This is a genomic window from Listeria cornellensis FSL F6-0969 (genome assembly GCF_000525855.1).
In the GTDB taxonomy this organism is placed as follows: Bacteria; Bacillota; Bacilli; order Lactobacillales; family Listeriaceae; genus Listeria_A; species Listeria_A cornellensis.
This window is the reverse complement of sequence record NZ_AODE01000010.1, coordinates 64731-81328: the sequence shown is the minus strand read 5'-3', so window position 1 is coordinate 81328 and position 16598 is coordinate 64731. Positions and strand designations below refer to the sequence as shown.

Here is a 16598-nt window from a genome sequence, read left to right as displayed (position 1 = left end):
GATCCTCCTTTAAACTTATTATTTCTTTCCCTCAAATTCGAAAATGGCACGTTCCATGGCTTTCCATGAAAGTGTGGCGCATTTGATCCGAGCTGGGAATTTTGCAACGCCTGATAAAGCTTCGACATCGCCGTTTTCATCGATAACATCGTGTTCATGACCTTGTACCATTTCTGAAAAGTCACGCGACATTTTGAGGGCTTCTTTTTCTGATTTGCCGATAATGCTCTCAGTCATCATCGAAGCGCTCGCCATCGAGATTGAGCATCCGCTACCTGTAAATTTGGCGGCAGTAATGACTTCATTTTCCACTTTAAGATGGAGATGAATTTCGTCACCACACGTCGGGTTATTCAGGTCAATCGTGACACTTTCGTCGTCTAATGTGCCATTGTTACGCGGATTTTTGTAGTGATCCATAATAACTTGGCGATATAATTGATCTAATTTGCGACCACTCATAGTCCGAAATACTCCTTTGTTAGCTTGAGGCCAGCGATAAACTGGTCGACCTCCTGCTTGGTATTATATACGTAAAAACTTACTCTAGCTGTGGAAGACGTATCCAACCACTTCATGAGCGGCTGTGCGCAATGATGTCCAGCGCGGATTGCCACGCCTTCTTCATCAAGCACTGTCGCGACATCGTGGGGATGTGCTCCCTCTAAATTAAACGTAATCAGTCCGCAACGCTTCGTCGCATCTAATGGACCATATATCGTAATCCCATCTAGCTTTTGCATTTCTGTCATCGCATAGGCGGTTAATTCTTCTTCATGATTGTGAATCAAATCAAAACCGATCGTTTCCAAATAGTCAATCGCAGCGCCCAAACCAATCGCTCCCGCAATGTTCGGCGTCCCTGCTTCCATTTTCCATGGTAGCTCTTTCCACGTGGCATCGTGTAACTCCACAAAATCAATCATTTCGCCGCCAAATTCAGTCGGGTTCATCTCGTCAAGCAATTCCCGTTTCCCATAAAGCGCACCAATTCCAGTTGGAGCCATCATTTTATGACCTGAAAAAGCGTAGAAATCAGCGTCCAATGCGAGAACATCGACCTTCATGTGTGGCACAGCTTGCGCGCCATCAACAACGATAACCGCGCCAACCGAGTGCGCCAAATCTGCAATCTCGCGAACCGGTGCAATCGAGCCGATCACATTAGAAACGTGAGCAATCGCAACAATTTTCGTTTTCTCATTGATCACTTTTTCGGCATTGGCAAGCGTAATCGTCGCGTCTGCGTCCAAATCGATATAAACAAGCGTCGCGCCCGTCCGTTTTGCCAATTGCTGCCACGGAATCAAGTTACTATGATGCTCCAAGTGGGAAATCACGATCTCATCTCCAGCTTGCAAATTCGCATCACCATAACCGTTTGCGACCATATTAATCGCCGTCGTCGTCCCGCGCGTGAAAATAATTTCCGCCGTTTCGCGAGCGCCAATAAAACGCGCAACCTTGGCACGACTTCCTTCATAAGCATCCGTCGCACGAGCCGCCAGCGTATGCACACCACGGTGAACATTCGCGTTTTCCCACTCATAATACTTCATTACCGCATCTAGGACCTGCTTCGGCTTTTGAGAAGTAGCTGCATTATCCAGATAAGCAAGCGGTTTTTCATTGATCTCTTGCTTTAAAATCGGGAAATCAGCCTGAACTTTCGAAGTTAGCGTCATGTTAGCGCACTTTCCCTTCGATAACTTCCTTCAATTGAAGTTTTACACTTTCGATTGGTAGTTGACGCACAACTGGATCAAGGAAACCGTGAATAACAAGACGTTCTGCTTCCTCTTTCGAAATTCCGCGGCTCATTAGGTAGAAAAGTTGCAACGGATCCACACGGCCAACTGACGCCGCATGCCCAGCTACTACATCATTTTCATCGATTAAAAGAATTGGATTGGCATCTCCACGCGCTTTTGGACTAAGCATTAACACGCGAGATTCTTGTTGCGCATCCGATTTTGACGCGCCATGTTTAATATGACCAATACCGTTAAAAATCGTTGTCGCGCTATCTTTCATAACACCGTGTGACAAAATCGTACCCAGCGAAGCCAAGCCGTAATGCGTCACACGTGTCGTAATATTTTGCGTTTGCTTTCCACGACCAACCGTCACCGTTTTCACGTCACTGACAGAGCCATTGCCCATCAAGTCCGTCGTGTTTTCATTAATCGTGTCGCCATCGTTCATCAAACCAAGCGCCCACTCCACACGGCTATCGTTGCCAACATGTCCACGGCGGCTAACATATGTCGTAGCGCCACTTCCCAAGTTGTCCACCGCACCGAATTTAACTTGCGCATTATTTTCCGCGATTACTTCAGCAACAATGTTCACAATACCTTTATTATCCGCGTCAAGCGTCACATAGTTTTCCACATACGTTACGGCGCTATTATCATCCGCAACCAATAAAACATGGTTCACAAGTGGAGACGCTGCGTTTCCGTGTGCAAAAACTGCTTGAATCGGCTCTTTCACTTCCACATTTTTCGGTACATATAAGAACAATCCACCGTTCATAAGCGCTGCATGGAAAGCTGTCAAACGACTTTCATCCACTTTTACCGCTTCGGTCATGAAATACTTCTGCACCAATTCCGGATGTTCCTTCGCCGCCGTGATGATATCCGTAAAAATAACACCCGCGTCAGCCAATTCCTTATTTAAATGCAGTCGCGCTGGGCGATTATCGATTTGGACGTACACATTCGCGTCCTCCGCAATTAAGGCCTGCACGTTCTCAGGTAATGCTTCGTTCGTCACACCCGCTCGGAAGGCCTCGTAAGCCTCAAACTTCGTGAAATTCCAGCGATCAATCTTTGTTTTATCTACAAACGGCAATGCTAATTCAGAAGCTTGTTGCCATGCGTTTATCCGTAGCTCTGTTAACCAGCCAGGCTCGCCTAAATCGCCTGAAAAAGCACGGATAAAATCATCTTTTACTGCTAAATTTTCTGTCATGATTTATCCCTCACTCTCTTATTTTTGGTCAACGGTTTCTTCTTCTTCGTCAAACTCGATACCAAGTTCTTGCTTAATCCAGTCATATCCTTCAAGCTCTAGGCGCTTCGCAAGTTCAGATCCGCCACTTTTCACGACTTTACCTTGCATCATTACGTGCACATGATCAGGCTCGATATAATTCAGCAAACGTTGGTAATGGGTAATAATCAAGCAACCAAAACCTTCGCCGCGCATTTCGTTGATTCCTTTTGAAACGACTTTCAATGCATCGATATCAAGACCAGAATCGATCTCATCTAAAATCGCAATCGTCGGCTCAATCATCAATAATTGTAGAATTTCGTTACGTTTTTTCTCTCCGCCAGAGAAACCTTCATTCAAATAACGCTCAGCCATTTCTTCGTCCATTTCCAAAACAGCCATTTTTTCGTCTAATTTACGGATATATTGCATAAGCGGAATTTCTTTACCTTCTTCACGACGGCTATTAATCGCAGCACGCATGAATTCGGCGTTTGTAACCCCACTAATTTCACTCGGATATTGCATGGCTAAAAATAGGCCAGCACGAGCGCGTTCGTCTACTGCCATTTCCAGAACATCTTCCCCATCAAGTTCGATTGTTCCTTGTGTTACTTCATATTTAGGATGCCCCATTATCGCTGAGGATAGCGTCGATTTACCAGTTCCGTTAGGTCCCATTATTGCATGGATTTCCCCTGTAGAAATTTCTAGGTTAACCCCTTTTAAAATCTCTTTTCCTTCTATTTCAACATGTAAATCTTGAATTTTCAACGTTGACATTAAAAATTACCTCCTAATTTTTCCGTGTTATTTTTCATCTCGCATGTTTCTAGTTTAGTATAATTCTAATCTAATTACAACTATCCGAAATACTTTCTTTTTTAAAAACGTCTTGCTTTGTGATATAGCCTTGTTCTTCCCTCCATCGCTCATATTATCACTTACTTGCCAGCACTTGAGAAAATCGCCATTAGCGTCCTCTACCAGTGTACCAAAATGTAACACCGAAAACACTCAAAAAGGTTTAAAAAAGGATTGTCGAAATGAAGCCTATATGCTATGGTTATGTTAGCGTCATAATTTTGAAATATTCAAGAGTATACTTAATCACCTCGCAACAAGAATTAATGGAGGCATATTTAATATGAAGAAAGCCATCATCGCATTGACTTTGATTGTTCTATCGGTAGCTATCTTTTTAACAGCTTGCAGTTCACCAAAATCAGAGTTCATGTCATCTTTTCGAAATATCGTAAAAAATAAACAATATACTGCTACGTTCATGTTGCAGCCTAAGGCAATATCAGGTTTTGAAGCACTTGACGGTCTGAATCCAGATGCCTTAACCGCGAGCAATCTCACTGTGAAAACATCGCGCGATACGGAACGCGATTTAACCTATAATACATTTGGCCTCCATATCGGTGGCGCACCGACGATGGATTTGACTGCGCATTCCTTTCAAAACGGAAGCACTGGGAAAATTTTCGTTCCTGTAAATGATTTTTTCGAAACAGCAGCACCCGTTACGAATATGCTCAATTTAGCGACGGACTCCGTTTACTCCAAAGTACTTTCTGAAAATGAAGATTTAAAGGGCAAATATGTTGACCTACTTCAAACGCTGCAGAATGTTACAGGCCAAGTTATCGATGAAAACACGGTCGACGAACAAGCCGATCAAATACAAGCTATCGAAGGAAAAACCGCTTTTCTTCTTTATACAAAGTTGAACAGCCTGGATAAAAGCCATTATCAAACGACAAATGGGACGATTAAACTCACGCTTAACAAGAAAGAACTCGCAGAATTAGCAAACGCTTGGCTGGAAGAGTTCCATTCCAATCGGGATTTTATTAGTCTCTATGCAAAAATAGCTGGCCTGACGGAATCTCAAGCGAAAGAAAGCTGGGCTGATAGTAATAAAGAGATGCAAGAAAACACTTAAAAGCCTGATTCAGAATAAGAAAATACAACTTAGTACTGTCATGACTGTGTATCCCGACTCCGATAAAGGCGTCAAAAAACTAGTGATGGCTTTCGATTATGCAAATCCGGACAATCAGCAGAAGTTAAAATTCGATTTTACGATGAATTTATTAGATTTCGAGAAAATACCAATGGCACCGAATAAAGCGGATATCATCACGAAGAAAGAACTCGATAACGTGATGACGGACATCATCCGCGCTCAAAGAAAATAGCTATGGCACATGTGCCATAGCTATTTTCGCGTCCTACCGTCTCGCAATATTCACCGTCGTAAATACAAATTTATCATATCGATGACGCGACTTCGAGTACTCAAACGCCATCCCATTATTCAAATAAACCGTCTGTTCGACTTCAATCACGGGATCCGTCTCCGAACAATCAAGATAATCAAAATCAAGTTGTCCCGGCTTATCCGCTCGAATTTGCTTGTAAGAACTGGCGATTTTCAAATTTAGCCGTTCGCGAATATACGTATAAATCGAATGCTCCAACACTTCTTGCGTCACGCCAGGAATCAACGCAACAGGCATACACGTATGCTCCAAAACATAAGGCTCACCGTCCACAAGTCGTGCCCGGACAATATCGTAAATCGGCGTTTCCAAATCAATATTTAACCGCTCCGCTACATACTTATCCGGAAACGTGACCTGAAACTGGACGATTTTACTCGCTACATCGCGCCCTTCCAACAATTTCGTAAAGCCGTTCACTTCTTGGCTATGAATGTTCAACCGATCCATATCAAGCGCAGACTTAATAATAAATGTCCCATGCCCGCGCTTTCGATACAGCAACCCTTCCAAAACCAGAACCTCCAGTGCCTTCTTCATCGTCATGCGGCTACAATCAAATTCTTTGGCAAGCGTCATTTCATCTGGAATCGGTTTATCAAGCGGATACTCCTTCGCGAAAATACGCTTTTTCAACTCTTCCGCGATAAAACTATATTTTGTTTGATTATTTGCCATGACGCTAAACACCTCTTTTTTCTTTCTATTTTACCATAAAAATTATTCCGCATCCTCAAAACCATGATTATCAGAAAGCTCTTTATACCAACGTCCTGAAGATTTGATTGTGCGCTTGTAATCTTGATCTAAGTTCACTTCAACCAAGCCATAACGATTTTTGTACGCATTCGCCCAAGACCAGCAATCCATAAAGGTCCACAGATGGTATCCTTTACAATTCACGCCCTCCGCCATCGCCTTATGCAACCACTTCAAATGATCCTTAATAAACGCAATCCGGTAATGGTCATCGATATAGCCTTCCGCCGTACGATAACGATCTTCGCCCTCAACACCCATCCCATTTTCAGAAATGAAGAACGGAATGTTTCCATAATTATCGCGCAGATTAATCGCAATATCATAAATCGCCTTCTCAAAAATCTCCCAACCACGATACGGATTCATTTTGCGATATGGCATTTCATAGTTATCAAACAAATGCTCCGGCATAAATGGCGCATCCGGATGAGCCGCATATTCCTTCGCCTTCACACGGCGTGGCTGATAATAATTCACACCCAGAATATCAATAATATTGTTTTTAATAATCGCTAAATCTTCCTCTGTATACGTCGGTAAAACATCGTGTTCCTTCAAAATTTCTACTAAATCAGCCGGGAATTCCCCTTTTGTCACAGGATCTAAGAAACTACGATTAAAAATCAAATCCGCAATATGCGCCGCACGAACATCAGCAGGATTTTGACTACGCGGATAAGACGGCGTCAAGTTCAGGATAATCCCAATCTCCCCATCTTGCTTCAATGCGTGATATTCCTTCACAGCAAGCGCATGAGCAACCGTTGTATGATACGCCACTTGTACTGCACGCTTGAAATCAACAACATTCGGGAAATGCGCATCGTACAAATATCCCATTTCAACAGGAACAATCGGCTCATTAAACGTAAACCAATGCCTCACACGATCACCAAACAACTCAAAACACGTTTTTGCAAAAGTCGCATAAGCACTCACTACTTCACGATTTTCCCAACCACCGATTTCTTGCATCGACATCGGCATATCAAAATGATACAGGTTAATAAATGGCTCCACACCATTCGCCAGCATTTCATCAATCACATTATTATAAAATGCCACCGCTTTCGGATTCACTTCCCCAATCCCATCAGGAATCAAACGCGACCACTGAATCGACGTCCGGAACGAATTATGCCCCGTTTCCTTCATCAATTGGATATCCTCTTTATATTGATAATAAAAATTAGACGTATTCACCGGACCTACATTATTGAAAAAACGACCTGGTTCTTCCTTATACCAATGATCCCAAATACTCGGTTTTCTGCCATCGACATCAGCAGCCCCTTCCGTTTGCGGACCTGAAGCAGCACTACCCCACCAAAAATCTTGCGGAAATTCATATTTCATCATTTCTACCTCCAAGAGACGAGCATCAAGCACCCGTTTGATATCTTTATTATACCCTATTTTTTTAAAAGTATAAACTTATAACTTGATAAAGATGTATTTGAGATGTTTTTTGCAAAACAAAATAGATACGAAGTCAAATTGAGTTCTTATAGATAGTACCATTCAATTAGAGATATACATATTTCTTCTTTCTTATTATATTGAAACAGCAGATATCGACAATAAAAGCCAATCCATCATGAAGTTCCCTGGTCTGCAAGCTAATCAAGAAGTGACCTTTATAGCAGAAGATGGAAAAGGAAATACAAGCGATCATGTCATCATGATAATACAGGTAGCTACAGTTAACTATCCATAACGTAAACTAGTGCAAGTGGGCAGGTAAGGATAACATTGTAAATATAGTCTCTAATCCTGAGATTTGCTACGCCTCTTTTCATAGAGAAACTATGCATATTTCCCATTTTCTATCACTGCTCCTTGCATCGCTAAACGATCTGCATCTAGTTATGTGATTTAAAACCCTCTTCTTTTGAGAATGTACTAAATAATTGAAAGGAAGGTGCTGTAATACGAAATATCGGAAAACATCGCTTCAGCAAAACTGTTATGATTTAACAAAAAGGACGGTTATTCATTGACCACACAGAGACACGTTCAGGTGCAGAAAGAGAGCTTGAAATCGCTCGAAAATTGGCACATTTAGATAGTTTTGCAATAGAAGAACTCCCTAAAAATACAGCAGATAGTATACATCTTTACTGTTGGGTATGGACCCAGTCACCATCCTAATACGTGAATAGATATATCTAAAACACCCTATCTTTTGGATAGGGTGTTTTCTGATTCTATGCTTTGCTGTTTCAACCTAGCTTCTTGTATCATAAGAAAACGGCCACCTCGGTAAGTAGGCAGCCGTTTTTCGAGAAATAACAGCCAGTGAAAGCTGTTACTATCCATAATAATACATCTGATTCATTTTTGCAATGATTGGCAATGGATCTGGTAGAACTCGAACCTACGACCGGACGGTTATGAGCCGTCTGCTCTAACCAACTGAGCTACAGATCCACAAAAAAGTAACCGCCCATTGGTATAAACATTTATTTTAAAGGAAGCGATACATTGAGAAGCACTATTTATCTTAAAAAGTTACGTTAGTTAGCTCCAAGATAAAATACACTACAATCAATGGGCTGTATACCTTTAAAATATGGAACCCGACCTTTTGTACCTAGCTTAGCCTCGTCAATGCTTATTCCCCTCTTTATTTGGTTTTAAAATGAATAACCCAATTCCAAGTAGTATAACCCCGATAAGCAGTAAATACATCAAACCTGAATCACCAGTTTCTGGAAAAAAAGTACTCTTACCATCTGAGCCACCATTTCCTGTCGCTCCATTATTATTTGATGAACTCGTAGGATCAACAGTCGATATCTTCTTGTTTTCAGCTTGAACCGTGATAGCTTTCGGTACACCTGTCCCCTTATCATTAATCGTGAAGCGATATTCTTCATCTGTGATTTGATAACCCGTTGATGCCTTCGTTTCTACAAAAGCATATTTTCCTGGACTTAAATCTCGGACGTTAACCTGCCCCATTTTATCTGTTGTCAAGCCTGATTTCAATGTTTTACCTCTCTCATCGATAAGTTTGAACTGCGTACCCACCAATTTTTCCGCCTTGTTCCCAGCATCTACTTTCGTTAATACCGCTCTTCCCTTATAGTTCACGAACGTGCCCAGTGCCACCTGTTTTGGGATACCAGATGCCGTTCTATCAATTGTGAATGTCACTGGTTTTGTGTTCAAAATATACCCAGCCTTCGCTTTTGTTTCCACCAGCGTATATTTCCCTGGATCCAAATCATCCATAACCAATTTTCCAGCCTCATCTGTTTTAAAAGGCGCCGTTTCCTTCGTCACCTCATTCGTCAATTCAAAACTAACACCTGCCAAGCCTTGATTCTGCTCATTGACCTTGCTTAACACAGCGCTACCTTTATAATTCACAAAGTCAGCTAACTTGATGGTCCCTGGATTATCCATAAATGCCTCCGTAATCTCAAAGGTTTGCGGCTTCGTATTCAAAATATAGCCATCTGGAGCACGGACTTCCTTCACCTCATATTTACCAGGAGCCAACCCGTCAAAATGATAGACACCTTCTTCATTCGCTTTCAGTTCTTTGGTCAGGCTCTGATTCACCTGGTTCCCATCTACATCACTCACCTGAATAAGCTCGAAAACCGCTGTCGTTAGTTGTTTACCATCCTCGTCCGTTTTATTAAATTCAATCGATGCTTGGAAGTTTTCAAAATTCCCACGATCGATGACTTGATTCTCACCACCACTTGCTGAGACAACGAAGTAAATCGGATTTTTATTGATGATAAAGCCATTCGGTGCTTTCGTCTCGATTAGTTTATAATACCCCGGTCCAACATCGCCATAATCTATTTGCCCGCTGTCATCCGAAATTACTTGTTTTATTGGTTGATCTTCGCCAAATTTATAAAGATCAAATATAGCACCACTTAGCGCCTGTGATCCGCCAGTTTTGGTGAGTTTCACAATGCCTTTAAAGTTCTGGTATTGCCCTAAATTCAGCTCTTTCACCACACCATTTTGCGAAGCGTTAATCGTGAACTCTACTGGATACTTATTCAGGACATAGCTCTGACCATTGCTCTGTAACGGCGCCTTCGTTTCCACTAGTTTATAGTCACCTGGAGATAGGTCATCAATTTTGATAAGTCCTGCCTTGCTCGATGTATACACACCTAACTCGGCATCCTTGTCATCGTATAACGTATATTCTGCGCCCGCCAATCGCTCTCCTTGACCATTGACTTTCGTAAGTGCGATACTTCCCTTGTAATTGATTATATCGCCAAGATTCACCGTTTGTGGCTGCCCATTTGCCTGTGCTGAAATCGTAAAGAAATGATTCGCCGTATTTAAAATATAGCCGTCTGGGGCCTTCGTCTCAATCAACTTATAGATTCCTGGAGCCAAATTAGGTGCAGAAACCTTACCAGTACCATCACTCGTCACCGTCTGGATAAGATCATTTCCTACAAACTTCCGGATTTCAAACTCCGCACCGCCCAAACCTTGATGATCTACGTTAGTTTTCATAAATTGAACGCTACCTTTATAGTTAACCTGATTTTCTAAAATAACTGTATCCGGATTACCAGCTTGACTTGCAGCAATGACAAAGTTCTGCACTTTCGTATTCAAAATGTAACCGGTTGGTGCTTTTGTTTCTTGCAATGTATAGTGACCTGGCGCGAGTCCAGTCAATTGAACAGAACCATCTGCAACCGAAGTCAGTGTCGTCGTAATCACTTCATTGACAACAGCACCTGCTCCATCCGCCACACGTGTCACCTTGAAAATCGCACCTGCAAGTCCTGTCGTTCCGTCCTCCGCTACTTTCTTAAAAGAAATATCGCCGAGATAATTCACAACAGGCCCTACTGTCTGGCTTGCTATGACACCATTTCCGTCCTTCGTCACTGTGAATTCCACTGGTGTTGTGTTCAGAATATAGGATTTAGGTACAGTTGGCGCTTTGGTTTCGGTAAAGCGATACGTCCCCTCATCTAACCCCCGAACGACCAATTTCCCAGCTTGATTACTGACAAACGTTTCATTCGCTCGAATTCGAGTCCACGTAGTACCAATTTTTTGTTCCAGTTTAAATGTGGCACCCGCAAGATTCGTATTGTCTTCCGCCTTCTTGCTAAGCTCTACAGTGGAACGCTCATTCACAATGTTGGTAAAAGCGATGGGCGCCGAAGTAGTTGCATTGATCTCGATCGGCTTTCCATTTTTCAGTTCCGTCGAGACAGAAACACCAGCTGGTGCTTGCGTCTCCTTCAAAAGATACGTCCCATATGGTAAAGCACCAAATATAATCCCACCATTCGCATCTACTAAACCTTCCCGTAAGACTGCTGTATTGGCCTGGTTCCATAGCTCAAATTTGGCACCCGTTAGTTTATTACCTGCATCATCGACTTTGTGCAGTGTCACTTGACCTTTCGTTCCGACTGCAGTTCCACCACCATTCGAGACGTTCACATTTACTTCCTTGCTTTTTTTCCCCCAGTAACTGTCTCGATATTATCTCCTTTGACAGTGATATCATTCGAAACTTTACCAGTTGCTGCGTTCGCATCTAGAAAAACAACCGAGCGATAAACCAATTCATAACTTGCTGAAATTTGCCCAGTGAAACGCACTTCTAGATGTTGCAATCCCGTCACATTATCTGTCGTTAGTAGCACATCATATAGACTTGGATCAAGTGGCGCTCCTCGTGTTATTTTCCCGGATGGATCAATGCTTGTTGTATATACCATAATCGATGCTTCATCAATCGCTTGGTTTGTTGATGGGTTATCTGACACCACCACATTATTTAGCGTGGATTGACTCGGATTAATCATCACATCCCAATTCACAAACCCATCTGCATCTTGTGTACCTGTTTTTTCAGCGTAACTGCCACCGTGCGCTACTGAAACTTTACCTGTAATATCGTAATCAGGATGTCCATCATTCTTCACTGTTGCCGTATTCGTGTAACTACTTGAATCATGAATAACCTCGCCTACGAGTGATGTTTGATATTCAAACATGTACTGACTGAGAGACGAATTCACATCTGGCAGATTGATTGTAAGCGTCTTATCATTCCCATCCGACGGCTCTGTTACGACGAATTCTGCTCGTTCTTCTGGTGTCAATTCCGCACCCTTCACATAAGAGCCGTCCGAAGCAATCGAATAATGGAAGATTTTTAAGCTGTCTGGCACAAAGTTCTGATTATCTGTCATTTTATCCACTACTTGTGCATTTTCAAGCCCCACTTTACTATAATTAACACCTAGCGTCCACGTAATCAGCTTATCTTGCGCATTATACTCCCCAAATTTAAACCCATTATCTTGCGAGGCTGGATTCGGCTTAAATTCTGCCGTGTCACCTGGATTTTTATGCGTATTATCCGTTGTACTCACCCAATCAGACGTCGCATGATTTTTTAAAAGCCGTTTCACCACTTTGTTCTAAAACATCCGCGTCATATTCCGTCTTATAGTTAATTCGGAATGTATCCGAAGTATTCACGAAACTCCCAATAAATTCTGCGTGGATTTGATTTGTTACTGCATCATAAGTCATCGTGTAATCTATGCCTTCTCGTAGTGGCTGGCCCGTTGTCACATCACTAATACTAAAGCGTAAATTCACCCATGTCAGACCTTCACTGAGCGTATCTGTGAACGTCCAATTTTCCATTTGGTAATTATTTTTATTGATATCAACAACCCAATCCAACGTTTTACTGCCGTAGTCCACGTTCTCAATATTTTTTATCAACCCTTGCTGTTTAGCGGTTCCAGATTCTGTATCCTTATTCCCACTGCCATCCACAACACTATTACTATAGGTTGTGTCCTTATCAATCACATCTTCCACTTGTGTCGTATAATGAATATTCACAGCATAATCCACATCACCAATAAACACAATCTCAAAACCCTTGCCATCAGGTGCTGGAACTAGATTGTAGTCGATGCCAAGCACAAGCGTGTCCCCTTCTTGTGGATTTCCATTACTATCAAAAGTAACCTTCTTCAAAACAACACTAGCATCTTGAAGCGTCATATTTCCACTAATCGTATCATGCACCGTGGCTTGGGATTCCTTAATATTAAACTCATTATGATTATAATTAATTACCCAATCAAATGTCTGGTCTTCTGGATGATAGTTTGGCTGTCCTTTTACCAGACCAGCCTTATAATTCGCCGTCACGGAGGCCTCCGCAGGAATCGATTCTATTTCATCCCCGTCAAACGTAACATCATTCGTAAAATTAACCGCGCCACCCTCATTCCCTGGCTTCACGCTAGCATCAATATCCGTCGTATACTCAATCCGGTACGGCTTATCAATTACATTCGCAAAAGTCACTTTTCCATCTGCATCGACCATATAGTCACTTGTTGAAATTTCGACCTCACCTCCAGGAATCACATTCCCGTCAAAATCTACTTGCAACTCGTAGACTTTCACACCCGTAATCGTCAAACCTTCTGGCAAATTCTCCGTCTCTGTCGCGTTCGTAATATGATTCATATCCTTATTAACATCCACATTCCAAATCACCTGATTCGGATTCGGTGTTTTATCAAAATGCCCCTCTTTACTCACAGAGCTCGCTACATCCGGTCTCACCGTCACATCAATACCTGGTATCTGCTCCTCACCTGGAATCACAATCGTAATATCACCAGGTCCAGGAATATTCGCCTCATCAAACTTTCCACTAAAATGAAAGTCTCCATGAATGTTCGATTCTTCCGTCACCCGTTCATTAAACGTAATCGTAACCGTCCCATCCACGTTCACAACGGCTGTCGCATACGTATCGCCATTCGCATTGTTCAACGGAAAACTCTGATTTTGCACAATTTTAATCTCATCTGGCAAGGTAAACGTATAATAATCGCCGTCTTGCATTTGCTCCCTCACACTCTCAGGCAAGTCAAACGCCATCTCAAAATTCACATTGTCCTCAATCGTTGGGTTTGTTACAGGGTTCCCATCCCCGTCCGTATAAGTCAGATTCATCCCCGTTAAAAACTCATCTGTCGGCCCTAATAAATTCTTAATATCCACTGCCGCACGTTTCAACTGTGGCTTCTTCCCAACATCCGTTGCTGGTTTTTTTTTCTAGATTCGGTGTCACGACATCTATCTTAGGCTCATCTGGCTTAAAAATCACTTCTTTCGCTGTCTTTTCACCATCTATATCAAACTCAACCGTCACTTTTGGTTCATCTGTATCTTCCAACTGCCCCTTAAATGGAAATACAATTTTGGCCTCCACATTAGGGTTAATTGTAAGCACAATCTCTTGTAAATGTGTCACATAAGACCCAATCACTTGTTGCTCTGCATCCTTCAATTCACCACTTTCATCAGTTAAGACTACATTATCAGAAAGCGTTACCCTTATATTTTGCTGTTCATTCCCTGTTTTCACAGCACCCTGTAGTGTCGTGTCTATTTCATTCGTTGGTAATACTTCTTGATCCTTGATAGTAATATCAGTTAACGTCAATGCCTTCTTGCCCAACCCATCCGTCGGTATTGCATAGATTATTTGTGGTAAGAAAAGTTGTAGTACAATCGCCAATATAGATACCCAAGCAAATGTTTTTTTCATCCAAAATCCCCCTTTATTAAATATCACTCTATATATTTTATTTTATCCCCTATTTGGATATGCTTTAAACGATTTTATATAACATTCTGATTATTTTAACTTCTATATTTTTCCGCTTACATTCTATTTTGGAATACCACAAAGCACTTATTCCTGTTCCTTATGCAAGTGATTTAAAAAAAATGCATAAGGGTATTAATTAAAATGGACTTAATTAACATTTTTATTTTAAAAAAAGAAAGGAATGAAAATGATGACCATTACTAAACAAAATGGATTTAAAGTACTTGTAGATTATTTGTCTTCGTCTGGGATTAATTTGTATACAGGGGTGACAGGTGGAGGTGTCGTTCATTATCTGAAATACCTTATACCGTACACGCCTGCTGAGAAAATACCCTCTTTATTTACAATCAGTGAGTATCCTGCAGGTTTTGCCCCATTAGGACATTATGTTGCCACTGGAAAAATTGCAGCTGCCATATCTACCACTGGTGCTGCAACAAAACTATTATCTTGTGGACTCAGCGATGCCAAACTTCATGACATTCCCTCCGTCTATGTTTTCCCTATTTCGACTGTTCTCCATGCAGAAGACGGTTCCTTACAAGATTCCTCTATCCATGGCAGTAATATTGTTCAGCAACTGTTAGCAGAATTGCCTCAGCATGTATTCCTTCTAGATAACCCATTTACATTTGCTACGCAATTAGAACAGGCACGACAAGCATTGCTCTCACGAAAGCCCGTTGTATTTTTATTAGATAATGAAATGATGGCATTGCCAGCCTTTGAATTTCCAATAATTCCAAATCATAAACCAGCCTATAGGAATTCTGAAATTATTCCATTCGTCCGCCTATTTCGGGAAAAAGTACAAGGCAGACGAGTTCTTTTATTGGTAGGAGAAGAAGGTATACATGATCCTGCAATGCGAAAGCTGACGACAACTATTTGTCACGAACTGAAAGCTGCTGTCGTATGGAGTATCAATGGTGGAAACTGTGTGGAGCATAGTAATCCTTATGCCTATGGATATATTTCTTTTGGCGGAAATGACAAAGCTCTAGATATCTGGGAATCTATAGATGAAGATGATGTGATACTTTGTATCGGTGTAACACCCGATGAATATACAATCGATTTAAAAAAAAATCCCTGCTGGAGATGTCTTTTTTTTTAACAAACATTGAAAATGCCTATGGCCAAATAAGAGGAAACTTTCACCATAGCGCGCAACATCATATGCACCAAATAAATGCCCCTATCAGCGAGGTTCTGCAAGCAATCATAGAGGAGGCAAAACAGCACTCATTCACGACAAAAGCCTGTCCAATCGCACCTAAAAATTTAAATAACCGAGAAATCTTAGCACCTCAAAAAGGGTATGCAGACATGGCAAAGGTCTATGCGCGATTATATAATTGGTGGCAACCCAACAGCCTTGTTATCAGCGATGTTTGCCTTGCTTACAAAGATTATCAGTATGTAACACAAAGGCCAAATGATACGATGACCTATTTCTCTTTTTACAGAGGTTCTGCCATGGGCGGTGCGTATGGGGTTGCTATTGGGGCAAAGTTAGCTTCACCTGATAAGCGAGTATATCTTTTTAGCGGAGATGGCTGTTTCAGATTATATGGGGGCAGTTTAAGCGAAGCAAAAGATTTAGGTATCGTCTTGTTTCTATTAGATAATCATACTTATTCTATCGTTGCCCAAGGATTACCGTTAATTCTCCCAACAGTTGATTCTGCAAGCTTCCATGATACGTTAGACAAGATGGATTACGGTAAAATCGCAGAAGCATCTAGCTGGTTAAGTTATTCAGTATCAGCAGATTTATCCAATTTTGACAACATTCTACTAGAAATAGAAAAAAAATAAAGGAAAGTCGATTCTTGTAACTATTCCAGTGGATCCAGAACAAC

Annotated in this window: 14 protein-coding genes and 1 tRNA gene; 4 read left to right on the top strand and 11 right to left on the bottom strand. The window is 41.6% G+C overall.

What is annotated here, in order from left to right:
• Positions 1 to 18: 18 nt before the first annotated feature.
• From sufU to sufC, 4 genes are read right to left on the bottom strand one after another with little or no spacing between them, the layout of a single operon-like run.
• A complete protein-coding gene (sufU, locus tag PCORN_RS04120; RefSeq protein ID WP_036077794.1) occupies positions 19 to 462 on the bottom strand; it encodes a Fe-S cluster assembly sulfur transfer protein SufU in 444 nt (147 codons plus the stop codon).
• Positions 459 to 1685 carry a cysteine desulfurase gene (locus PCORN_RS04115; protein ID WP_036077793.1) on the bottom strand — a complete coding sequence of 409 codons (1227 nt, stop codon included), beginning with the start codon at positions 1683 to 1685 and terminating at the stop codon, positions 459 to 461. The genes sufU and PCORN_RS04115 overlap by 4 nt, the downstream gene beginning before the upstream one ends.
• 1 nt (position 1686) lies before the next feature.
• Positions 1687 to 2979: a Fe-S cluster assembly protein SufD gene (sufD, locus tag PCORN_RS04110; protein ID WP_036077791.1), complete on the bottom strand. Its 1293-nt coding sequence runs from the start codon at positions 2977 to 2979 to the stop codon at positions 1687 to 1689.
• Positions 2980 to 2997: 18 nt separating this feature from the next.
• Entirely contained in the window at positions 2998 to 3786 is a 789-nt protein-coding gene (gene sufC, locus PCORN_RS04105; protein ID WP_036077789.1) for a Fe-S cluster assembly ATPase SufC, read from the bottom strand.
• Positions 3787 to 4150: 364 nt separating this feature from the next.
• Here sufC and PCORN_RS04100 point away from each other — a divergent pair, with 364 nt between their 5' ends.
• Complete coding sequence (locus PCORN_RS04100) at positions 4151 to 4954, top strand: Lmo2079 family surface lipoprotein (protein ID WP_036077787.1); 804 nt, start codon at positions 4151 to 4153, stop codon at positions 4952 to 4954.
• An 85-nt stretch (positions 4955 to 5039) separates the two neighbouring features.
• A complete protein-coding gene (locus tag PCORN_RS19250; RefSeq protein WP_159102528.1) occupies positions 5040 to 5210 on the top strand; it encodes a hypothetical protein in 171 nt (56 codons plus the stop codon).
• A 33-nt stretch (positions 5211 to 5243) separates the two neighbouring features.
• On the opposite strand, the gene PCORN_RS04095 is transcribed toward PCORN_RS19250, so the two are convergent.
• The 7 genes from PCORN_RS04095 to PCORN_RS04065 form a co-directional block, all read right to left on the bottom strand.
• Positions 5244 to 5972, bottom strand: a complete 729-nt coding sequence (locus PCORN_RS04095) for a GntR family transcriptional regulator (RefSeq protein ID WP_036077784.1) — start codon at positions 5970 to 5972, stop codon at positions 5244 to 5246.
• 42 nt (positions 5973 to 6014) lie between these two features.
• Complete coding sequence (locus PCORN_RS04090) at positions 6015 to 7412, bottom strand: glycoside hydrolase family 1 protein (RefSeq protein ID WP_036077782.1); 1398 nt, start codon at positions 7410 to 7412, stop codon at positions 6015 to 6017.
• Between the two features lie 1000 nt (positions 7413 to 8412).
• A tRNA-Ile gene (locus PCORN_RS04085) sits at positions 8413 to 8486 on the bottom strand.
• Between the two features lie 177 nt (positions 8487 to 8663).
• Positions 8664 to 11510 carry an MSCRAMM family protein gene (locus PCORN_RS04080; protein ID WP_036077780.1) on the bottom strand — a complete coding sequence of 949 codons (2847 nt, stop codon included), beginning with the start codon at positions 11508 to 11510 and terminating at the stop codon, positions 8664 to 8666.
• 2 nt (positions 11511 to 11512) lie between these two features.
• Positions 11513 to 12490: a collagen binding domain-containing protein gene (locus PCORN_RS04075; protein WP_206537422.1), complete on the bottom strand. Its 978-nt coding sequence runs from the start codon at positions 12488 to 12490 to the stop codon at positions 11513 to 11515.
• Positions 12456 to 14132, bottom strand: a complete 1677-nt coding sequence (locus PCORN_RS04070; protein ID WP_036077776.1) for a collagen binding domain-containing protein — start codon at positions 14130 to 14132, stop codon at positions 12456 to 12458. The genes PCORN_RS04075 and PCORN_RS04070 overlap by 35 nt, the downstream gene beginning before the upstream one ends.
• Positions 14107 to 14667, bottom strand: a complete 561-nt coding sequence (locus PCORN_RS04065; RefSeq protein WP_036077774.1) for a hypothetical protein — start codon at positions 14665 to 14667, stop codon at positions 14107 to 14109. Before PCORN_RS04065 ends, PCORN_RS04070 begins: the two co-directional genes overlap by 26 nt.
• A gap of 250 nt (positions 14668 to 14917) precedes the next feature.
• Between PCORN_RS04065 and PCORN_RS18200 the strand changes: the two genes are divergently transcribed.
• On the top strand, positions 14918 to 15850 hold the full coding sequence (locus PCORN_RS18200) for a thiamine pyrophosphate-binding protein (RefSeq protein WP_159102526.1): 933 nt from the start codon (positions 14918 to 14920) through the stop codon (positions 15848 to 15850).
• Positions 15835 to 16554: a thiamine pyrophosphate-dependent enzyme gene (locus tag PCORN_RS18195; protein ID WP_077913777.1), complete on the top strand. Its 720-nt coding sequence runs from the start codon at positions 15835 to 15837 to the stop codon at positions 16552 to 16554. The genes PCORN_RS18200 and PCORN_RS18195 overlap by 16 nt, the downstream gene beginning before the upstream one ends.
• Positions 16555 to 16598 lie beyond the last annotated feature (44 nt).